Raw genomic sequence first — 20,994 nt, forward strand, 5'->3', positions numbered from 1 at the left:
TTGTCACACAATTGTCATATCATGGTGTTGTATTTTAGCCTGTTTATACTGGATATATGAATTCATTACATACTACCGATCAATTTCTTAACCGTGAATTAAGTTTGCTTGCGTTCAATGAGCGCGTCCTGGCCCAGGCTCAGGATGTACAAATGCCGCTACTGGAGCGATTAAAATTCATCTGTATCGTCAGCAGCAATCTGGATGAGTTTTTTGAAGTGCGCGTAGCCGGGTTGAAGGAACGTGCCGCGATGACTCCCCATTACCAGTCACCTGATGGGCACACAGCAAAGCAGACGTTGCAGGAGTTGGAACCACGGGTGCGTGCTCTGGTTGATCGCCAGTATGAAGTGCTGAATCGCGACATCCTGCCGCAATTGAGTGAGCGGGGTATACGCTTTCTGCGGCGTAATCACTGGAATGATGCGCAGGCAGCCTGGGTGCGCGACTATTTTTTCCGTGAACTGATGCCGGTGCTGACGCCGATTGGTCTGGATCCGGCTCACCCATTTCCACGCGTCCTGAATAAGAGCTTGAATTTTGCGGTTGAGTTGTCCGGGCGCGATGCTTTTGGTAGAAGTTCAGGTGCTGCCGTAGTGCAGGCGCCACGATCGTTACCCCGTGTAATTCTGATGCCGTCGGAGATTGCCGGTTGCGAGTATGGTTTTGTGTTCCTGTCATCTATCTTGCATGCTCACGTCAATGAGCTGTTTTCCGGCATGAAGGTGGAAGGTTGTTACCAGTTCCGCGTTACCCGTAATTCCGAACTGTTTGTGGATGAGGAAGAAATCAAGAATTTGCGCGATGCGTTGCAGGGTGAGTTGTCGCAGCGCAATTTTGGTGATGCTGTCAGGCTGGAAGTTGCGGATAATTGTTCAGTGGAAATGGCAAACTTTCTGCTCAGTCAGTTCAATCTAAAGCAAGAAGATTTGTACCAGGTGAATGGCCTGGTGAATCTGGTGCGGTTAATGCAGATTCCCGGTCAGGTGGATAGGCCGGATCTGAAGTTCCCTGAGTTTGTGCCTGGTTTTCCGGCTGCGCTGGGCAAATCCGATGATATGTTCAGCGTGATTCGCAAAGGCGATGTGCTGCTGCATCACCCCTTCCAGAGTTTTCAGCCGGTAATTGATTTTATCCGGCAGGCAGCGGATGACCCGAATGTGCTGGCAATACGGCAAACCGTATATCGCACTGGTACCGACTCGATGCTGATGGAGGCGCTTATTCGTGCGGCTCAGGCTGGTAAGGAGGTGACCGTCGTGGTCGAGTTGATGGCACGCTTTGATGAAGAAGCCAATATCAACTGGTCGGCCAAGCTTGAGCAGGCGGGTGCTCATGTGGTGTACGGCGTGGTAGGGCATAAAACTCATGCCAAGATGGCGCTGGTGGTCAGGCGTGAGCAGAATCAGCTACGTCGTTACGCCCACTTGGGTACGGGAAATTATCATGCGCGTACCGCCAGGCTCTATACCGATTTTGGTTTACTGACGTGCCATGATGTCATCTGCAATGATGTCAACGAAGTGTTTACCCAACTGACTGGTCTTGGCAGTGCTTCGCATTTGAAACATTTGTGGCAGTCGCCGTTCAGCTTGCATAGTCAGGCCATTCTGGCGATCAAGCGGGAGACGGAACATGCACGTGCCGGCCGCCCTGCCTCGGTATTCGTCAAGATGAATGCGTTGCTGGAGCCGCAGGTCATTCTGGCGCTGTATGAAGCCTCGCAGGCGGGGGTGCAGGTTGATCTGGTCATCCGTGGTGCCTGTGCACTTAAGCCTGGTCATCCCGGGCTGTCAGACAATATTCGTGTGCGTTCAGTGATCGGACGCTTTCTGGAACATACTCGTATCCTGTATTTCCGTAATGATGGTGCTGATGATATTTATTTATCGAGTGCGGACTGGATGGACCGGAATTTCTTCCGCCGTATCGAGGTGGCATTCCCGATTCTGGATCCAAAACTGAAAAAGAGGGTGTTGGCCGAAGGCATCAAGCCCTATCTCAAGGATAATTCACAGGCGTGGGAAATGGAGTCTAACGGCAATTATCGCCAGCGCCATTCACGGCGTGCCAAACCAATCTGTGCTCAGGAACAACTGTTGTTGAGCATGGCAAAAGTAGTGTAGTGCAGGCGCACGTGAAGAGGTAACCAGCCCCCTGGTTGACTGCTGTCAAGAGGGGGCTGTTGGCAGAGCTTGGCTGTATCAACCTGATGTGGCTGCGATTATGTGTCTTTTTGCTGTTTTACTATACTCATCGCACTGGCAACCAGGCTGCCCATATTCGATAAATCACCCGGCAAAATAAGTGTGTTGCCCTGTTTCGCAATATTGCCGAAGGCTTCAACGTATTTCTCGGCTACTTTCAGGTTAACCGCTTCCATCCCGCCCGGTTCACTGAGTGCTGCTGCGACTTTGCGGATAGCTTCCGCTGTCGCAGTGGCTGTGACCAGAATGGCTTGAGCCTGACCATGGGCGATATTGATTGCCGCCTGTTTCTGGCCTTCCGATTCACGGATGGCTGCGGTCATGGCACCTTCTGCGAGGTTGATTTCTTCCTGGCGTTTGCCCTCGGATTGGGCTACCAGAGCCCGTTTTTCCCGCTCTGCAGTGATTTGTGTTTGCATGGAGCGCAACACGGCATCCGGCGGGGTGATGTCTTTGATTTCGTAACGCAGGACCTTTACGCCCCAGTTAGGGCTGGCCTCGTCCAGTGCCGCAATCACAGCCCGGTTTATATCGTTGCGCTCTTCCAGCAAACGATCCAACTCCCGCTTGCCGCACTCCGAACGTAAGCTGGTCTGAGCAAGTTGCACGATAGCCATCTGGAAATTAGCCGTGCCGTAGCTGGCCAAACGCGGGTCGGTGACCTGAAAGAAAATCACGCCATCAATTTGCACTTGGGTGTTGTCTTTGGTAATGCATATCTGTGGTTGTACATCCAGCGGTACTTCTTTCAGCAGGTGTTTATAGGCAATGCGGTCTATAAACGGAATGACAATGTTCAAACCGGGTTGCAGACTGGCATGGTAGCGGCCAAGACGTTCCACTACCCAGGCATTTTGTTGCGGGACAATTTTGATGGCGCTGGCAGCAAATACACCTGCGGCAATCAGTAAAAATAATGCCATTTCCATGCTTAACTCCTGTTATTTAGCGGGGGAGAGAATCAGGGTGTTGCCTTGCATAGCGTGTATTACGCATTGGCTGGGCTGGCCTGTGACGCCCTCTGCGAGGCGGGCATCCCATTCCGTCCCACGGTAGCGCACGCGTGCTGTGCCGTCCTTGCCCCAGGCGATGATTTCAACAGGCTGGGAAATATCCAGATCATCTGTATCAGGCGATTGGGTAGCAGGATGAGAGCGTAACCATTGCACGCCAGCCACTGAAAATACGGCGGCGACAATGAGCTGAATGCTGAGTGTATAGCCGTAAAAGGCTGCGAACGCGGCGGCACCTGCTGCAGCACCAAAAATAAGCAGATAAAAGGTGCCGGTAAATATTTCGAAAATAACTAAAATGCTGGCGAGAATAAACCAGAGGGTGGAGGCTTGCATTATTGCTCCAGATTAAATTAATGCTTTAATTGTATAGCTTTCTCGCCAGCAGGTTTAGTCTTTCTTACGCTGCTTGCCGTACATTTTACGGCCCTGACGGCGTTTGCGATGGGCTGCTTTTTCTTCTGCGGGTGTCAGGGCGGCAGGCTTCCTGTCGGCGAATGGGTTCTTGCCGACATTAAACTGCACTCTGACTGGCGTGCCTTGCAATTTGAAAGCCTGAATAAAGGTTTTTTCCAGATAGCGTTTGTAGCTGTCGCTGATTTTGTCCAGCGCACTGCCGTGGACAACAATGAGCGGCGGATTCATACCACCCTGGTGGGCATAGCGCGGTTTGGGGCGGAATGGCCCCGTTTTTGGTGGTTGGTGAGCAGCAACAGCGTCCATCAGGATGCGCGTTAACTGCGGGGTAGACAGCTTGGCCATCGCTGCAGCATAGGCAGCATCTACGGAAACCAGTAACGGGTTGAGTCCGGTGCCTTGTAATGCTGAAATATAGTGGAATTTGGCAAATTCCAGGAACTGCAGTTTACGCGCGATTTCACGTTTAACGCAGTCGCGCTGATATTCGCTCAAGCCATCCCATTTGTTGACCGCTACCACCAGCGCACGTCCGGCTTCAAGTATGAAGCCAGCCAAGTGCGCATCCTGTTCGGAAATGTCGGTTTGCGCATCCAGCACCAGCACCACCACGTTGGCATCTTCAATGGCTTGCAAGGTCTTGATCACCGAGAATTTCTCGATAGCTTCGAACACTTTGCCGCGGCGGCGTACACCTGCTGTGTCGATCAATGTGTATTTCTTGTTGTTGCGTTCAAAATCGATGTAAATGCTATCGCGGGTAGTTCCCGGCTGATCAAATGCGATAACCCGCTCTTCACCCAGGAAGCTATTGACCAGTGTGGATTTGCCCACGTTAGGACGACCGATCAATGCAATTTTCGGATGGTCATCTTCCACTTCCTCGGTGGCGTCAGGGATGTGTTCCAGTGCAATTTCTACCAGCTCGGGCACGCCTTCGCCATGACTGGCGGAGATGGCCATAGGATCGCCCAGTGCGAGTTCGTAAAACTCGGCAGTCACGACTTCGCGGCGCATGCCTTCGGTCTTGTTGACCACCAGATGCACTGGACGTCCGCTCATGCGTAACCGGTCGGCAATGACCTTGTCTTGCGCGGTACAGCCTGTTCGCACATCGACCATGAACAGGATGACATCAGCTTCATCGATGGCTTGCAGAGTCTGGCGCGCCATCTCGTGCATGATGCCATCTTTGACAACGGGCTCGAAACCGCCGGTATCGACAACCAGATAGGGTTTGCTGCCGATCTTGCCGTGACCGTAATGGCGGTCGCGGGTCAGACCGGGTATATCGGCAACGATGGCGTCGCGGGTTTTCGTCAGGCGATTGAATAAAGTGGATTTGCCGACGTTGGGGCGACCGACCAGTACGATAGTGGGTTTCATGTGGGTGAACCTTAAATGCTAAATAGAAAAGCAGGATATGAATATCATATCCTGCTGTTAGTGGTGCTGCAGCTAATTGTTTACTGCGCGGTCAGCGAGTAAACGCCGCCTTTTGCCGTTTGCACAATCAAGCTGTTGTTGCGTTCCTGTGGCTGGCTGATGATGGCTGAACCATCAGTCGCGGTACGGCCAACGAAGTGACCGTCATCCAGTGCCAGCAAATGTATATAACCTTCCAGATCGCCTACTGCCAGGTAGTCACCAATGCGGCGTGGTGTGCTCAGGCGTCGGCCACGCAACTGATCCTGTTTCCAGACACTGGCGCCACGGGTTTTATCCAGTGCAACAACGGCGCCTTTATCATCGCTGACATAGAGGTTGTTGTCATCCATGGTCAGGCCAGCGGTGCTGGAGATGTCCTTGGCCCAGATCAGGTTGCCGGTACGGATTTCAAAACAGGCAACGCGACCTTGGTACGCTGCTGCGCATACTTGCTTTTCATCAATCACCGGCATGCTGGTCACATCGCTGACACGTTCGATTTCAGATGCACCACGCGGTTGGGCAACATTGACTTCCCAGCCTACGTTACCGGTATCAAGTGACAGTGCAACCAGCTTGCCGCCTGGATAACCGGCAAATATGGCACCTTTTGTGATCAGCAGGCTGGCCTGGCTACGTAGGATCAGTGCAGGCAGCACGCGCTGATACATCCATTTCTGTTTGCCATCTTCTGCGTTCAGGGCGTAGATGTGGCCATCTTCGGTACGTACCACAACAGTACCCTCGGCAGCTTTGGGTACACCTAATACTGTGCTGGATAATTGTGTGGCCCAGCGTTTTTTGCCAGCTTCATCAAAAGCGATGACTTGGCCCTTGGCTGTGCCGACATATTCGCTGTCTATGCTGGCGCCTACACCGGCAGATAGCGGAACACCGGCGGCTACTTGCCATTCGGTTTTGCCGGTAAGTGCGCTAAGTTTGGTCAGTTGGCCACTGGCATTCGCGGTATACACAGTGTCAAGGACAATAGCGGGTGCGAAAGCTATGTCTTTGCTCGCGCCTACGCTTGATTGCCAATTGGTTTTGAAATTAACAACGGGCTTGAAATTTACCAGTTGTGCTGGTTTTTCAGCCGTTGAGCTACTGCCAAACCAATTCATCGGGTTAAGCGCGGCACAGCCGCTCAAGCTGGTGACGAGGGCGATTGATAAGATGCTTAAACGAACATTCATTTGGTTGAGACTCCAGCGATGGCATTGAGTTTGATCTCGATTACTTTGCGGTACGGGCTGCCAGCAGGCAGTTTTTCCAAGGCGATTTTATATGCTTTGCGAGCCTCGCCCTGTTTGTTTTGCATGACTAATGCGTCACCTTTACGGTCGCTAAACAAATCTGCGAAAGCTTCTTCATGGGGTGCATCCAGCAAGGCTAAGGCTGCGCTCGGGTTGTTTTCATCCAGTAGTATTCCCGCCATCTGCAAGGTGGCCAAGGCCTTAATGCCATCTTCTTTGCTGTTATCTATTACCCATTGTAATTCGGCTTTGGCTGTCTTGACGTCATTGGCTTGAACGTTGCTGGCAGCGGCGATCAGAGCGCCGCGGGCAGCATAGGCAGTACTGGCATATTGTCCGGTAAGGGTTTTCGCTGTGTCAGTAACAATCTGGGTCTGGTTGGTTTTTTGCGCATTTTGCAGCGCAGTGAATAAAGCCGATGCTTCTGCGGATTTTTGTTGCTGGTTATGTTGCCACCATTGCACACCGGCAAAGGTGATTGCGACGGCAGCAAGTGCGCCAACTACCAGATTGCCATAGCTGTTCCAGTAATCTTTTAAGGTGTCGAGTTTTTCTTGTTCTTCCAGATCTAAAGACATGTTAGTTCCCTGATTTTAATAAGCTTACAGCTTGTTCTGTGGTGCAGCGTGTCTGTTCCATGGTGGCGCGCAATGATTTCAGGCTGATCTGTTCCAGTGCAGCTTCATCGTCGCCAATGATACAGGCAAAAGCAGCACCGCTGGCATCGGCTTTCTTCATTTGCGATTTAAAACTGCCACCACCACAATGCATAATGATGTTTAATCCGGCCTGACGTAGCGTATTGGCAACTTGCCAGGCAAAAGTGCTAGCTGCGTCGCCAACATGGACTATGTACGCGTCCAGAGTGCTGTCAGGCAATGCGATGCCTGCTACTTCGATCAGCGCCAGCAGGCGTTCTATCCCCATGGCATAGCCGCAGGCGGGTGCAGATTTGCCGCCTATCTGTTCGATCAGGCTGTCATAGCGCCCGCCGGCACACACGGTACCCTGGGTGCCGAGCTGGTCGGTTACCCATTCAAATACCGTGTAATTGTAGTAATCCAGACCGCGTACCAGGCGCGGATTGATGCGGTATTCGATGTTGTGTGCGCGCAAGATGGTTTGTACAGCTTCAAAGTGCGCCAGTGCGTTTTCATCCAGGTCATCATAAAGTCTCGGCGCAGCATCTACCAGTTCCTGCATGGCCGGATTCTTGGTGTCGAGTATGCGCAACGGATTGGTATGCAGGCGACGTTTGGCATCTTCATCGAGCTGCTCGATATGTGCTTCAAGGTAGCTGATAAGTCGGCTGCGATGCCGGTTGCGTGCTGCTGCATCGCCCAAGGTGTTGATTTCCAGTGTGATATTGGATAGCCCCAGACGCCGCCACAGGTCGGCAGTCATGATGATGTGTTCGGCATCCATGTCAGCATCGGCATAACCCAATGATTCAACGCCGATTTGATGGAACTGACGATAGCGGCCCTTTTGCGGGCGTTCATGCCGAAACATCGGGCCGGCATACCAGAGCCGCTGCGGTGCGTTATAGAGCAGGTTATGCTGGATAACTGCGCGCACACATGCCGCCGTGCCTTCAGGACGCAGCGATAACTGCTCACCATTGAGCGCATCTTCAAACGAATACATTTCTTTTTCTACGATATCAGTCACTTCACCGATAGCGCGTTTGAACAGACTGGTTTGTTCGACGATGGGCGTGCGGATTTCGCGGTAGCCGTAGGCCTTGAGCCAGTCATGCACGATAGCTTCAAACTGTTGCCAGCGTGGTGTCTGTTCAGGCAGGATGTCATTCATCCCGCGTATGGCTTGTATGGTATTACTCATAATTTTAAGAAGCTGGGTGTATGGTTATTGTTTTATTGCGCGCAGGTGCTTGTGCAGACCCATAATGACTTTGCACATATTCTTCAACGATGGCCTGAAACTCCTCGGCGATGCGCTCGCCTTTGAGGGTTACGGTTTTTTCACCATCCACGTACACGGGCGCAACGGGTACTTCGCCGGTGCCAGGTAAGCTGATGCCGATATTGGCATGTTTGGACTCGCCCGGTCCATTCACTACACAGCCCATTACGGCTACGTTCATTTCCTCTACACCAGGATAGTGATTGCGCCACACTGGCATCTGATCGCGCAAGTAGCGTTGTATGTCCTGCGCCAGATGCTGGAACACGGTGCTGGTGGTGCGGCCACAGCCAGGGCAGGCGACTACCATGGGAGTGAATGAGCGCAAACCCATGGTTTGCAGAATTTCCTGGGCTACGACTACTTCCTGGGTACGGTCACCACCCGGTTCGGGGGTCAGGGAAATACGGATCGTGTCACCGATGCCTTGTTGCAGCAGAATGGATAGCGCGGCAGTAGAGGCGACAATGCCTTTGGAGCCCATGCCGGCTTCGGTCAAACCCAGGTGCAACGGATAATCACAACGAGAAGCCAGTTCCTGATAGGTGCTGATTAAATCCTGAACGCCGGACAGCTTGCAGGACAGGATGATTTTGTCACGCGCTAAGCCGATTTCTTCAGCTTTACGTGCAGATTCGAGTGCAGATGTGATCAAAGCTTCGCGCATTACCCAGTCAGGTTCGCGCGGTTCTGCCAGTTGTGCATTCTCATCCATCATCCGTGCCAAGTGGGCCTGATCAAGGCTGCCCCAGTTGACGCCAATGCGCACGGGTTTGTTGTAACGCACTGCCGTTTCTATCATCGCGGCATATTGCTCGTCACGTTTACTGCCTTTGCCGACGTTGCCGGGGTTGATGCGGTATTTCGCCAGTGCTTCTGCGCATGCCGGTACGCTGGTGAGCAGTTTATGTCCGTTAAAATGGAAATCGCCAATCAACGGTACGTTGCACCCGCGTTTTGCTAGTGCATCACGGATATACGGCACGGCCTCTGCGGCTTCCATGGTGTTGACGGTAATGCGCACCATCTCTGAGCCGGCACGCCAAAGCGCGTAAGTCTGTTCGACGGTGCCTTCGATATCAGCAGTGTCAGTGTTGGTCATCGACTGCACAGCGACAGGCGCATCGCCACCTACGGCTATGTCGCCTATCCAGACTTTGCGTGTGAGGTGTCGGGGGAGTTCGATTTTAAACATGATGCACTCTATTGTAGGGTGAGTTTGGCAACGGTAACTGCTGTGTGCGGTGCTAGGTCCACTGTCTGGTCGTTGTACTTGAGGGTGACGTGCGCTGCATTACCAATTATCAGCGAAAGAGGAGGCGTGCCAGATACCTCGGCAGTTTCGCCCGCACGGTACAAGTGTGATAACACGGCATGTTGTTTACTGTCGCGGATTTCTACCCAGGAATCCTGGCTAAACTGGAATTGCAGACGCCCTGCTGCCGGGGTGTCGGTATTTGCTGTAGTGCTCGGCACAGTCTCGGGAGGAGTACCCGGAACTGGTAACGGGGTGGTCGCAGGTGTTGCAACGGTGGCCGGAACGACTGGAGCAGCAGGCTGTTTTGCTGGTGCGGGTGCAGTTACTGAGGGCTTGGGCGTGAGGGCTAGTTTGATAGGCGTGTCATCTGCGGAAAGCCAGTGATATACCAATAATGGCACCCCAATAACTATGGTTAATGCAAGACCGGCCATGATTAACCAGTATTTGGATAAACCACTGGTCAATGGAATATGCTCATCATGTACGCTGAGTGGTTCAGTTTTGTTGCGCAGTGTGCTGGACATTTCGGCAACCAGTGCATTGCCATCGAGCCCGACCAGGCGGGCATAGTTGCGCACAAATCCGCGGCTGAATACCAGTCCTAATTCGTCGAATCCATTGCTTTCAATGGTGTCAATCTGCTTTGGTGTCAGTTTGATGTGCTGTGCTATGTCATTAACGCTCAAGCCTGCGGTCTGCCGTGCTGAACGCAACCGCGTTCCGACGGATAAAACGGGTTCCTGGTTATCCGCCATGTCCATTAGTCGTACTTTCCTTGCAGTAATAACTGGGTTTCTGGTGCATCGGCAAACTGGCGGCGTAGTTGCAAGCCATAACTGGCTTCAGCATCCTTGTTGCTCTGTTTGCGTGCTAAACGTACGCCTAACCAGAGTGCTTCGGCCGTTGGCTGGTTATTTGCAAAGAAGCGTTCTATCAATGTGCGTGCTTCGAACAAGCGACCCTGTTGAAAGTATATCTGGGCTAACTTGGTCAGCGCCTGAGCCTGATTGGGTTGGAATTTGAGCGATTTCTCCAGATATCCTTGAGCATCGTCAGGTTTGTTTGCTTGCAGTAAACAAATGCCGGCATTGGTCAGGGCGCGTTCAGGTGTGGGGTAGAGAGGGTTGCCAAGTGCAATATTGAATTGTTTAATGGCTTCATCGAAGCGGTTACGGGTGCACAGAAACCAGCCGTAATTGTTATGTATTTCGGATTCGCCGGGTGCCAAATCCATTGCGCGCTGGAAGTTTTCTTCAGCAGGTTTGTCTTCTTTCAGCTCCATGTATACCAGACCCATAACGCCATAGGCAGGGGCATAGCGATTATCTGCTGAAAGCGCGTCGCGCAGTTCTTCCAGTGCTACAGCATATTGACCACGACTGAAGTAGCCGGCCCCTAGTTCTGTGTGGATACGGGCACGCGTTTGTTCGTTAGTCTGGTTGGCATTCGATGTTGGCTGGCTTGATTCTGCAAATGCAGGATAGGCCGTAGTGAAGGTGGTGACGCTGAGTAGAACCGTGAGCAAGTGCTTAACTTTATTCATTGAATCACCTCAATTCGACGTAGTGTGCGTTTGGTTTTGTCTTGAACTTGCCCGGCAAGTTGCCCGCAAGCAGCGTCAATGTCTTCGCCCCGCGTTTTGCGTGTGGTAACGACAAGGCCGGCTTGCATTAAAATATCGCGGAAACGGCGGATGGATTCAGGTCTGGAACAGCGATAGCCTGAATTCGGAAAAGGGTTGAATGGAATAAGGTTAAATTTGCAGGGTACATCGCGCACCAGGGCAAGTAATTGCCGTGCATGTTCTGGCTGGTCATTTACGCCTTCGAGCATGACGTATTCAAATGTGACAAAGTCACGCGGCGCTTTTTCCAGATAGCGCTGACAAGCGGCCATGAGTTCTGCTAATGGGTATTTCTTGTTGATAGGTACGATTTCGTCGCGCAGTTTATCGTTAGGGGCGTGTAATGACACAGCCAATGCGACCGGGCAGTCTTCGCGCAGTCTGTCCATGGCTGGCACCAGGCCAGATGTGCTCACGGTTACGCGACGGCGCGATAAGCCGTAGGCGTTATCGTCCAGCATCAGATTGAGCGCAGTAACAACGTTGGTGTAATTGGCAAGTGGTTCGCCCATGCCCATCATCACCACATTGGTGATGATGCGATTGCCTTTGGGGTCATGTCCTAATGCGCGGTTTGCCCACCATAATTGGCCGATGATTTCGGCAACGCTCAAGTTGCGGTTGAATCCTTGGCGGCCGGTGGAGCAGAAAGTGCACTCCAGGGCGCAGCCGACTTGGGACGATATGCACAGCGTGCCGCGCGTATCGTCAGGTATGTATACGGTTTCGACTCCGTTCATGCTGCCAACGTCAAGCAGCCATTTGCGCGTGCCATCACTGGATGCCTGTTCGGCCATTATTTTCGGTGGCGTCACTGTAGCGATCTGCAGTAGCTTTTCGCGCAGGGACTTGGCAAGGTCACTCATTTGCTCGAAATCGGATACGCCTGAATGGTGTATCCAGCGCAGCACCTGCTTGGCACGAAAAGGTTTTTCGCCTAGTTCAGCGAAATAACCAGTTAATCCAGGCAGGTCGTAATCGAGTAAATTTATGGGCATGAAGGTCGTTTGATCAGAAACCGTATTGGATAGTTTAACGAGTGTAAACGTTCAATGCAGGGAAGAAATAAGCGATTTCAATAGCCGCGTTCTCAACAGAGTCTGAACCGTGTACAGCGTTGGCATCGATACTGTCAGCAAAATCAGCACGAATTGTACCTGCATCTGCTTTCTTAGGATCGGTTGCGCCCATCAGGTCACGGTTAGTCTGCATGGCGTTTTCGCCTTCCAGAACTTGTACCATTACCGGACCGGAGATCATGAAATCAACCAGGTCTTTGAAAAATGGACGTGCGCTATGAACAGCATAAAAGCCTTCAGCGTCTGCGCGGGATAATTGAATCATGCGTGAAGCAGCTATTTTTAAGCCAGCATCTTCAAAACGTTGGTAGATTTTACCGATTACATTTTTAGCTACGGCATCAGGTTTGATAATCGACAGGGTGCGTTCAACAGCCATGGTGGTACTCCATTAGTTATGGTTAAAAAATCTTGGTTAAAATATCACGAAACAGCGATAAAATAAAGGGTTGGCGGGTGCTTCTTGGAAAAAGCAAAAAGGTGGAACCGCTCGCACGATTCCACCTTGTTGAGCTTGTTGCAACTGATTTTAACGATTGCGTTTGCGTTCGTTTTCGGTCAGGTAACGCTTGCGAATACGGATAGACTGGGGCGTGATTTCTACCAGTTCATCATCTTCGATAAATTCGACGGCGGATTCCAGTGTCATTTTCATCGCAGGGGTTAGGCGAACTGCTTCATCCGTACCTGACGCGCGAACGTTGGTCAGTTGTTTACCCTTGATTGGGTTAACCACTAAGTCATTGTCGCGGCTATGAATACCAATGATGATGCCTTCGTACAGTTTGTCACCAGGGGACACAAACATACGACCGCGATCTTCCAGTTTCCACAATGCATAAGCAACTGCATCGCCTTGCTCTTGTGAAATCAGAACCCCGTTACGACGGGTAGGCATGTCAGCTTTCATCGGGCCGTAATCATCGAATACGTGCGCCATGATGCCTGTGCCACGTGTCAGCGTCATGAATTCTGATTGGAAGCCAATCAAACCGCGGGCTGGGATCAGGTACTCTAAACGTACACGACCTTGACCATCGGGTGACATGTCTTGCAAATCACCGCGACGACGACCAAGTTCTTCCATGATCGCGCCCTGGTTGGCTTCTTCTACGTCGATGGTGAGTGCTTCATAAGGTTCGCATTTAGCACCGTCGATTTCCTTGAATACAACGCGAGGCTTGGAAACCGCGATTTCAAAGCCTTCACGACGCATATTTTCTAGCAGAATGGTCAAATGCAATTCGCCACGACCTGATACCAGGAAGGTATCTGCATCGTCCGTGTCTTCAACTTTCAGCGCAACGTTGGTGAGCAATTCCTTGTTCAGGCGTTCACGAATTTGACGGCTGGAAACGAATTTGCCTTCTGTGCCGGCCAAAGGTGAGCTGTTGACCTGGAAAGTCATGGTCAGGGTCGGTTCATCCACCTTGAGCATATCTAATGGTTGCGGATTTTCTTTGTCGCAAATGGTTACGCCGATACCGATGTCTTCAATACCGTTAATGATAACGATATCGCCTGCTTCAGCTTCGTCAACGAGAACGCGGTTCAGACCCTGGAAACCCAAGACCTGGTTGATACGACCTGTTTTAGGTGTGCCATCAGGGCCGGCCATGACGACGACGCTTTGACCTGGTTTGATGCGACCATTGCTGATGCGGCCAATACCAATGCGACCAACGAAGCTGGAATAATCCAGTGCGGTAATCTGCAATTGTAATGGTGCTTCAGGGTCTCCAGGAGGAGGTGGTACGTGACTAAGAATGGTTTCGAACAATGCGCGCATGTTGTCGCTGGTTTCACTCATGCTCATCATGGCGAAGCCGTTCAGTGCTGAAGCGTAAACTACCGGGAAATCCAGTTGTTCTTCGGTAGCGCCCAGTTTGTCGAACAAATCAAAAGTCGCATTAACAGCGAAATCAGGACGCGCACCCGGGCGGTCGACTTTGTTTACAACAACGATAGGCTTTAAACCTAATGCCAAAGCCTTACGGGTAACGAAACGGGTTTGCGGCATAGGGCCGTCAACCGCATCGATTAGCAGCAATACACCGTCAACCATGGATAATACGCGCTCAACTTCACCACCGAAATCGGCGTGGCCTGGGGTATCAACGATGTTGATGTGGTTGCCTTCGTATTCCAGGGCGGTGTTTTTAGCGGTAATGGTAATGCCGCGTTCTTTTTCCAGATCGTTACTGTCCATTACGCGCTCAGTCACTGACTGGTGAGCGGCGAATGTGCCTGATTGCTGGAGGAGTTTGTCCACTAAGGTGGTTTTGCCATGGTCAACGTGAGCGATGATGGCGATATTACGGAGCGCGCGGGACATGTGTGATTGTTTCCGGATCTGATAAACCGAAAATTATAGCATGTTAAATATGTATTTTTTATTAAAATATTAGTATTTGCTTGTTTTATTATGATATTGCTGTACAATGCGGCTTCTCCAGTCAAGTTCTACGATTGATTGGACGCGTGTTTTTTAACACGCCATCGATCCCTGACCTTATAGCGTTTCAGCAGTTTTTTCTGAAGGCGCAGCTCCACCCGGTTAGCGACGATGTTCCCGCGCCGGCAGTGGATGGCTTATAAGCATAGCCTACCCCCCGTTGGCCTATGCTTTGCGTTTTTTTAAGGAAAAATCTGTGTCTTTCGAAACCCTAGGTCTCAATGAATCCCTCGTCCAAGCACTTGCTGATTCAGGTTACACCCAAGCAACTCCTATCCAATTAGAAGCCATCCCGTTGATTCTGGAAGGTCATGATGTTCTGGCATCCGCACAAACAGGTACCGGCAAAACGGCTGCGTTCATGTTGCCTGCGCTGGAAAAGCTTTCTACCCCTAGCCCTGTGGCTGGTCGTGGTCCGCGTATCCTGGTATTGACTCCAACACGTGAGCTTGCATTGCAAGTTACTGCCGCTGCTGAGAAATACAGCAAGCATTTACGTCGCGTTAAAGTGGTCAGTATTCTGGGTGGTATGCCTTACCCAATTCAAAACAAAATGTTGTCACAGCCGTTTGAAGTGCTGGTAGCAACGCCTGGTCGTCTGATCGATCATATCGAACGCGGCCGTATCGACTTTTCCCGTCTGGAAATGCTGATTCTTGATGAAGCTGACCGTATGCTGGATATGGGTTTCTTTGATGACGTAGAGCGTATTGCGATGGCGACTCCTGCGACACGTCAAACCGTGATGTTCTCCGCAACGTTTGAAGGCAATATTGCCCGACTGGCTACCCAGTTGCTGAAAACCCCGAAACGTATCGAAATTGCACATCAGCAGGCTCGCCACGAAAACATCACTCAGCATATGCATTATGTTGACGATTTGTCACACAAGAATCGCGTGTTAACGCATCTGGTTAATGATGTGGATATCAATCAGGCAATTATCTTCACTGCTACCAAGCGTGATGCGGATAGCCTGGCCGATGATTTGCAAGCAGCGGGTCATAAAGTTGCTGCATTGCACGGTGATATGCATCAAGGTGCACGTACCCGTACTATCACTCAAATGCGTCACGGTTCGATCCGTTTGCTGGTTGCGACTGACGTAGCTGCGCGTGGTCTGGATGTGCCGGGTATTACTCACGTGATTAACTACGATTTGCCTAAGAATCCGGAAGATTACGTTCACCGTATCGGTCGTACCGGCCGTGCAGGTGCGACGGGTATTGCTGTGTCGTTGGCTAGCCCGCGTGATTCCATGCAGTTGAAGCGCATTGAGCGTTTTACTGGCCAATTGATTCCTGCGCAGGTAATTGAGGGTCTTGAGCCTAAGCTCAAACCACGCACTGGTGCGCCGAGTGGCGGCCGTCCTAGCACGGGTGGTCGTGGTCGTCCATCAGGTCAGGGTGAGCAGCGTCGTAGCGGTAGTGGTTATGGCAACGGCGGCAATGCTAACAGCAGCGGTTATGGCAATGGTGGAAATGGTGGGAACAGCAATGGTTATGCTAACAGCAGCAATGCTGGTGCCGGTAATCGTAGCGGCAATACCAGCGCAAATGGTAATAGCTGGGGTCAACCGGCTAACACGACTGGTGCTGCACCACGTCGTGACAGCGCTCCACGTCCTGCTGGTTCAGGTGGCGCACGTCGTGATGGTCAAGGTGCTGGTGGCGGTTTCAAGAGCGGTACCAGCGGTAACCGCAGTAACGGCAATCGTTCCTGGAGCTAATGCTTTAGGTAACTAACAATAAAAAAGGCGCCTTTGGCGCCTTTTTTATTGTCTGGAAGTTACAAGTTCTCATTATATTAGTAACAATCGGGTAACGTTTTGACGATTATTTATATGCTGTCGATACCAAAATTATGAGATTTTTATGATGCTGAATGTTCAGTGTGTTTGCGTTGGTAGATGACGAAGCTGTACGCATATCCGTTGATTTCATCATAGTGAGGTTCGCGCTGGATTTGCTCCCAGTCATTGAGGTCGAATTCCGGGAACCATGCATCGCCTTCAAGTTCCGTGTCGATTTCTGTTATGTATAAACGGTCTGCAATAGGCAGTGCTTGCCGGTACAGTTGCTCACCGCCAATAAAAAATGCTTCTTCATTATCCGGGCATAGTGCAATAGCTGACGATATGGAATTGGCTACCTTGCACGCGGCAGGGGCCGCGAAGTCGGTGCGTGAAATGATGATGTTGGTGCGGCCTGGCAGGGGTCGGCCGATCGATTCATAGGTTTTTCGTCCCATAATGATGGGATGGCCTAACGTAAGTTTTTTAAAATGCTGTAAATCAGCTGGCAGTTGCCAGGGTAGTGTATTACGGATGCCGATAACGCGATTTTTTGTCATCGCGGCGATAAGTGAAATGATGGGGCGCATATAAATTCTCCTCAACGCTATTATAGCTTTTGCAGTTTCTGGACGTTGAATTCTTTAGTGTAAATACTGTAGTTGCTTTAAAGTTGGCTTATGTTGTCAGAATAATTATGGAGGTGTCATGGTGCGTACGGTGATCAAGGCGGTGTTGCGCTGGATATGTCGTATTTTGTTTCGTGTCAGGGTAGAGGGAGATTTGCAGGCATTTGATCATCCGCGCTCGTTGATTGTGGCTAATCATGAATCCTTTCTGGATGGTGTTTTGCTGGGTTTGTTCTTACCGGTAGAGCCGGTATTTATTGTGCATAGTTGGGTAGCGGAACATCCAATTCTGCGGCAGTTGTTGCGGTTGGTGGAGTATCTTGCGGTCGATCCTACCCAACCGATGGCGGTGAAGAAAATATTGAGGCTTGTGGAAAGCGGTCGTCCGGTGGTTATTTTCCCTGAAGGCCGGATTACGCTGACCGGAAGTCTGATGAAGGTATACGACGGCCCAGCGTTCATCGCTGCCAAGACTGGCGCTGCAGTGATACCTGTGCGGCTGGATGGCCCGGCGCGTTCCTATTTTAGCCGGCTGACCGGCGATTATCCGCATCATTTATTCCCCGCAATCCGCATTAGCGTGCAACCGGCTGTTGAAATTGCCATGCCGCAGTTACCGAGTGCCAAAATGCGCCGTAAGCAATCAGGGGAAGCGTTGCGTGTGATTATGCAAAATATGTTGTTTCATTCGCGGCCGCGCCAGACCTTGTGGCAGGCATTGATCGAGACTATGGGGATATATGGCAGCAAGCGCAAGATGATTGAAGATATGCGTCAGACTCCCATGAGCTATCGTACTTTGTGGAAACTGTCGCTGGCGATAGCGCGGGTGCTGGAGCGTGAGACCGCAACCGGGGAGCGTGTTGGCGTGCTGTTGCCGAATCTGGCTGCAACGGTTGGCGTAATTTTTGGTTTGTCTGCACTTAATCGTGTTGCTGCAATGATAAATTACACGTCCGGGCGGGATGGTATGACGAACGCCTGTATCGCTGCAGAAGTACGGCTGATATTGACTTCACGTGCATTCCTGGAAAAGGCGGGCTTAACGGAGGTCGTGCAGGGATTGGCTGGTATTAAGCTATTTTATCTGGAAGACGTGCGGGAAAGTTTGCGCTGGACGGATAAGGTGTGGCTGGTGCTTGGTACATATTACCCGCGATTAATATTGCATGCTGGGAATCCCGAGTCTGCTGCCGTTGTATTGTTTACTTCGGGTTCCGAAGGGAAGCCTAAGGGAGTGGTGCTGTCGCATCGGGCATTGCTGTCGAATGTCGCTCAGGTGCGTGCCGTAATTGATATGCAGCCCACTGACAAGGTATTTAATGCGCTGCCTATGTTCCATTCGTTCGGGCTGACTGGCGGGACATTGATGCCTATTCTCACTGGCATGAATGTGTTCTTGTATCCCAGCCCGTTACATTACCGCATTATCCCCGAATTGGTGTACGACAAAAGCTGCACGATACTGTTCGGCACCGGCACGTTTCTGGGTAATTATGCAAAGTATGCTCACCCTTATGATTTTTATCGGCTGAGATATGTAGTGGCTGGGGCGGAAAAGGTAAGCGATAGTGTTCGCGACATGTGGTTCGAGAAATTCGGAATTCGCATCCTGGAGGGCTATGGCGCAACAGAAACTGCACCGGTGCTGGCTGTGAATACGCCTATGGCGTATAAAAAAAATTCGGTGGGGCAGCTATTGCCGGGTATCGACTCAAAAATACTACCAGTGCCGGGAATCGGGGTGGGTGGAATGTTGTATGTGAGTGGTCCGAATCTGATGTCCGGCTACTTGCGTGCGGAGCATCCCGGGGTATTGGAGCGACCTAAGTCTGCTTTGGGTGAGGGGTGGTATGAAACAGGTGATATTGTTGAAAAAGACGAGCAGGGATTTATTCACATCATAGGGCGCGTAAAACGCTTCGCAAAAGTAGCGGGTGAAATGGTGTCGCTCGAAGTAGTAGAGAATATCGCAGCTCTTGCGTCGCCGCTATACCAGCATGCAGCAACTACCCAAGCTGATGCCCAGCGTGGTGAGGCGATTCTGCTTTATAGCGTAGATAAGGAGATGACGCGGGAGCGTTTGCAGCAAACAGCCAAAGAAAACGGTTTTCCTGAAGTTCTGGTGCCGCGTAAAGTGATTCATGTAGATGTGCTGCCGTTACTCGGTACGGGCAAGGTCGATTATGTAACATTAAACATAATGGGGGGTGGGGTGTGAAGCAGCAGGCGTTAAATATCAAGTTTAGCGATATGCCCATGCTCGCATTGCTCGGAGCACAATTTTTATCGGCGCTGGCAGATAATGCGTTGCTGATTGCGGCCATAGCTATGATGAAAGCAAGTGGGCAGCCGGAACATATCAGCTGGATTCAGGTGGGATTTGTGTTGCCATTTATCGTGTTGGCGCCCATGGTGGGTGCGTTAGCGGATGCTCTGCCCAAAGGCAGGGTGCTGTTGATAGGTAATGCAATCAAATTGCTGGGAACCTGTCTGATGTTGCTTGGCGCTGGCCCCATAGGGTCGTATTTGCTGGTAGGGGTCGGCGCTGCGATATATTCACCAGCCAAGTATGGCATTCTCGGACAATTCTTTAGTGCTGAAAAGCTTGTCAAGGCGAATGGCTGGCTGGAGGGTTCTACAATAGCTGCAATTTTGCTTGGGGTTCTGCTGGGCGGGATATTGGCAGACAGGTCTATTGTCGTGGCGTTGCTCAGCGTGCTCGTCATATATGCAATAGCAGCAGCAATCAATTTATTAATACCACGGATAAGTCCGGAACATGACATATCTAAATGGGATATTCCGGGGCTGTTCAAAGAATTTTGGCAAGGAAGTGTGACGTTGATGCGCGATCCGGCCGCGCGTATGTGTCTGCTTGGGACGAGTTTGTTCTGGGGTTGTGGCGCCACATTAAGGTTGATGTTGTTTGCCTGGGTGCCGTTGGCGTTAGGTATAACTAATAATCAAACACCCGCAGAATTAATGGGAGTGTTATCGATAGGAATTGTGATTGGGGCAGCTATCGCGGCGCTCTGGGTTGGTCTGGAAAATGTACGTCGGGCATACTTGGGAGGGTTGATAATAGGGCCGGTTATAGTGGTGATGGCTGCGCAGACCAATCTGATGCCGGTAGCGTTGCTATTATTATTGCTGGGAATGGGGGGCGGATTGTTTGTCGTTCCTCTTAACGCCTTGTTGCAGCAGCGCGGTCACCAGAGCGTAGGGGCGGGGCGTGCGTTGGCGGTGCAGAATCTGTTTGAAAACATAGCTATGCTGGTTTTGGTTAGCGGCTATGGTTTGGCGGAAAAATTGCCGGTGACATCTACTGTGGCAGGGTTTGGAGTGATGCTGTTTGCGGGTATGGCAATGCTCGCGTGGACCTCAAAGCGAAATAAAGTATTTTTAGCTAATAAAAGCGCTTGACGGCAGCATTGCAGGCTGTATAATTCGCGCTCGTTGAGCGCAACTGGTAACGAGTTACCGGAAGAATTCAGCAATATAATCAGATAATTAAAAGTGTAGTTTAAAGTTAATTATCTGGTTATGTAAATAAAGCTTTACAAATGATTTTAGGTGAGTATAATTCGCACCTCGTTGTTAGCGCAGCGAAGCAAGCATAACCGAAAGGTGGTGCGTAAAACGAAGCGCTGGCAACCAAGCAACATCGCTCTTTAACAACTAAACAATCGATAAGTGTGGGTATTTACAGTAGCGGTTTTGAGATGCTGGTCTGGGCAACCGGGACGGTATTTTAAGACGAAAAATATTGTTGTAAATACGCATACTTGGAATAGTAATATTTTGAGTATTGCGACAGCGAAAGCGATTGCCTCAGGGTAATGGTGAGTAGCGAAACAGGAATTAAACTGAAGAGTTTGATCCTGGCTCAGATTGAACGCTGGCGGAA

The 20,994-nt window shown here is 51.0% G+C and carries 17 protein-coding genes; 4 read left to right on the forward strand and 13 right to left on the reverse strand.

Features of this window, described 5'->3' with window-relative positions; all coding sequences use genetic code 11:
• Positions 1–56: 56 nt before the first annotated feature.
• On the forward strand, positions 57–2,126 hold the full coding sequence (ppk1, locus tag EJE49_RS11245) for a polyphosphate kinase 1 (protein WP_124950827.1): 2,070 nt from the start codon (positions 57–59) through the stop codon (positions 2,124–2,126).
• 98 nt (positions 2,127–2,224) lie between these two features.
• On the opposite strand, the gene EJE49_RS11250 is transcribed toward ppk1, so the two are convergent.
• The 12 genes from EJE49_RS11250 to typA all read right to left on the reverse strand — a co-directional run bounded on the left by EJE49_RS11250 (position 2,225) and on the right by typA (position 14,543).
• Positions 2,225–3,136 (reverse strand): SPFH domain-containing protein, encoded by a 912-nt coding sequence (locus EJE49_RS11250; RefSeq protein WP_124950829.1) that lies wholly within the window; start codon positions 3,134–3,136, stop codon positions 2,225–2,227.
• 12 nt (positions 3,137–3,148) lie between these two features.
• Positions 3,149–3,556 carry an NfeD family protein gene (locus EJE49_RS11255; RefSeq protein ID WP_124950831.1) on the reverse strand — a complete coding sequence of 136 codons (408 nt, stop codon included), beginning with the start codon at positions 3,554–3,556 and terminating at the stop codon, positions 3,149–3,151.
• Between the two features lie 54 nt (positions 3,557–3,610).
• The gene (gene der, locus EJE49_RS11260) at positions 3,611–5,023 is read right to left on the reverse strand and encodes a ribosome biogenesis GTPase Der (protein WP_124950833.1); all 1,413 of its coding nucleotides are present in this window, start codon (positions 5,021–5,023) and stop codon (positions 3,611–3,613) included.
• An 80-nt stretch (positions 5,024–5,103) separates the two neighbouring features.
• Positions 5,104–6,258 (reverse strand): outer membrane protein assembly factor BamB, encoded by a 1,155-nt coding sequence (gene bamB, locus EJE49_RS11265; RefSeq protein ID WP_124950835.1) that lies wholly within the window; start codon positions 6,256–6,258, stop codon positions 5,104–5,106.
• The gene (locus EJE49_RS11270) at positions 6,255–6,896 is read right to left on the reverse strand and encodes a YfgM family protein (protein WP_124950837.1); all 642 of its coding nucleotides are present in this window, start codon (positions 6,894–6,896) and stop codon (positions 6,255–6,257) included. Before EJE49_RS11270 ends, bamB begins: the two co-directional genes overlap by 4 nt.
• Position 6,897: 1 nt before the next feature.
• Positions 6,898–8,163, reverse strand: coding sequence for a histidine--tRNA ligase (gene hisS, locus EJE49_RS11275; RefSeq protein WP_124950839.1), 1,266 nt, complete (start codon positions 8,161–8,163; stop codon positions 6,898–6,900).
• A gap of 4 nt (positions 8,164–8,167) precedes the next feature.
• Positions 8,168–9,439, reverse strand: coding sequence for a flavodoxin-dependent (E)-4-hydroxy-3-methylbut-2-enyl-diphosphate synthase (gene ispG / locus EJE49_RS11280; protein WP_124950841.1), 1,272 nt, complete (start codon positions 9,437–9,439; stop codon positions 8,168–8,170).
• An 8-nt stretch (positions 9,440–9,447) separates the two neighbouring features.
• The gene (locus EJE49_RS11285) at positions 9,448–10,266 is read right to left on the reverse strand and encodes a helix-turn-helix domain-containing protein (protein WP_124950843.1); all 819 of its coding nucleotides are present in this window, start codon (positions 10,264–10,266) and stop codon (positions 9,448–9,450) included.
• Entirely contained in the window at positions 10,266–11,048 is a 783-nt protein-coding gene (pilW, locus tag EJE49_RS11290) for a type IV pilus biogenesis/stability protein PilW (protein ID WP_124950845.1), read from the reverse strand. The genes EJE49_RS11285 and pilW overlap by 1 nt, the downstream gene beginning before the upstream one ends.
• Positions 11,045–12,127, reverse strand: coding sequence for a dual-specificity RNA methyltransferase RlmN (rlmN, locus tag EJE49_RS11295; RefSeq protein ID WP_124950847.1), 1,083 nt, complete (start codon positions 12,125–12,127; stop codon positions 11,045–11,047). Before rlmN ends, pilW begins: the two co-directional genes overlap by 4 nt.
• Positions 12,128–12,161: 34 nt before the next feature.
• Positions 12,162–12,587 carry a nucleoside-diphosphate kinase gene (gene ndk / locus EJE49_RS11300; RefSeq protein WP_124950849.1) on the reverse strand — a complete coding sequence of 142 codons (426 nt, stop codon included), beginning with the start codon at positions 12,585–12,587 and terminating at the stop codon, positions 12,162–12,164.
• A gap of 150 nt (positions 12,588–12,737) precedes the next feature.
• A complete protein-coding gene (gene typA, locus EJE49_RS11305; protein ID WP_124950851.1) occupies positions 12,738–14,543 on the reverse strand; it encodes a translational GTPase TypA in 1,806 nt (601 codons plus the stop codon).
• A gap of 316 nt (positions 14,544–14,859) precedes the next feature.
• Here typA and EJE49_RS11310 point away from each other — a divergent pair, with 316 nt between their 5' ends.
• The gene (locus EJE49_RS11310; protein ID WP_124950854.1) at positions 14,860–16,392 is read left to right on the forward strand and encodes a DEAD/DEAH box helicase; all 1,533 of its coding nucleotides are present in this window, start codon (positions 14,860–14,862) and stop codon (positions 16,390–16,392) included.
• Positions 16,393–16,535: 143 nt separating this feature from the next.
• Here the strand turns inward: EJE49_RS11310 and folA are convergent, their stop codons facing one another.
• Positions 16,536–17,045 (reverse strand): type 3 dihydrofolate reductase, encoded by a 510-nt coding sequence (gene folA / locus EJE49_RS11315; RefSeq protein WP_124950856.1) that lies wholly within the window; start codon positions 17,043–17,045, stop codon positions 16,536–16,538.
• Between the two features lie 118 nt (positions 17,046–17,163).
• Between folA and aas the strand changes: the two genes are divergently transcribed.
• Entirely contained in the window at positions 17,164–19,305 is a 2,142-nt protein-coding gene (gene aas / locus EJE49_RS11320; RefSeq protein ID WP_124950858.1) for a bifunctional acyl-ACP--phospholipid O-acyltransferase/long-chain-fatty-acid--ACP ligase, read from the forward strand.
• A gap of 38 nt (positions 19,306–19,343) precedes the next feature.
• The gene (gene lplT / locus EJE49_RS11325) at positions 19,344–20,510 is read left to right on the forward strand and encodes a lysophospholipid transporter LplT (protein ID WP_223246929.1); all 1,167 of its coding nucleotides are present in this window, start codon (positions 19,344–19,346) and stop codon (positions 20,508–20,510) included.
• Positions 20,511–20,994 lie beyond the last annotated feature (484 nt).

It is taken from the genome of Sulfuriferula thiophila, assembly GCF_003864975.1.
Lineage (GTDB): Bacteria > Pseudomonadota > Gammaproteobacteria > Burkholderiales > Sulfuriferulaceae > Sulfuriferula > Sulfuriferula thiophila.

Excerpts from the sequence above, each read along its gene's own strand:
- ppk1 (WP_124950827.1), top strand. The coding sequence starts at position 57 with ATGAATTCATTACATACTACCGATCAATTTCTTAACCGTGAATTAAGT.
- EJE49_RS11250 (WP_124950829.1), bottom strand. The coding sequence starts at position 3,136 with ATGGAAATGGCATTATTTTTACTGATTGCCGCAGGTGTATTTGCTGCC.
- EJE49_RS11255 (WP_124950831.1), bottom strand. The coding sequence starts at position 3,556 with ATGCAAGCCTCCACCCTCTGGTTTATTCTCGCCAGCATTTTAGTTATT.
- der (WP_124950833.1), bottom strand. The coding sequence starts at position 5,023 with ATGAAACCCACTATCGTACTGGTCGGTCGCCCCAACGTCGGCAAATCC.
- bamB (WP_124950835.1), bottom strand. The coding sequence starts at position 6,258 with ATGAATGTTCGTTTAAGCATCTTATCAATCGCCCTCGTCACCAGCTTG.
- EJE49_RS11270 (WP_124950837.1), bottom strand. The coding sequence starts at position 6,896 with ATGTCTTTAGATCTGGAAGAACAAGAAAAACTCGACACCTTAAAAGAT.
- hisS (WP_124950839.1), bottom strand. The coding sequence starts at position 8,163 with ATGAGTAATACCATACAAGCCATACGCGGGATGAATGACATCCTGCCT.
- ispG (WP_124950841.1), bottom strand. The coding sequence starts at position 9,439 with ATGTTTAAAATCGAACTCCCCCGACACCTCACACGCAAAGTCTGGATA.
- EJE49_RS11285 (WP_124950843.1), bottom strand. The coding sequence starts at position 10,266 with ATGGACATGGCGGATAACCAGGAACCCGTTTTATCCGTCGGAACGCGG.
- pilW (WP_124950845.1), bottom strand. The coding sequence starts at position 11,048 with ATGAATAAAGTTAAGCACTTGCTCACGGTTCTACTCAGCGTCACCACC.
- rlmN (WP_124950847.1), bottom strand. The coding sequence starts at position 12,127 with ATGCCCATAAATTTACTCGATTACGACCTGCCTGGATTAACTGGTTAT.
- ndk (WP_124950849.1), bottom strand. The coding sequence starts at position 12,587 with ATGGCTGTTGAACGCACCCTGTCGATTATCAAACCTGATGCCGTAGCT.
- typA (WP_124950851.1), bottom strand. The coding sequence starts at position 14,543 with ATGTCCCGCGCGCTCCGTAATATCGCCATCATCGCTCACGTTGACCAT.
- folA (WP_124950856.1), bottom strand. The coding sequence starts at position 17,045 with ATGCGCCCCATCATTTCACTTATCGCCGCGATGACAAAAAATCGCGTT.
- aas (WP_124950858.1), top strand. The coding sequence starts at position 17,164 with ATGGTGCGTACGGTGATCAAGGCGGTGTTGCGCTGGATATGTCGTATT.
- lplT (WP_223246929.1), top strand. The coding sequence starts at position 19,344 with ATGCTCGCATTGCTCGGAGCACAATTTTTATCGGCGCTGGCAGATAAT.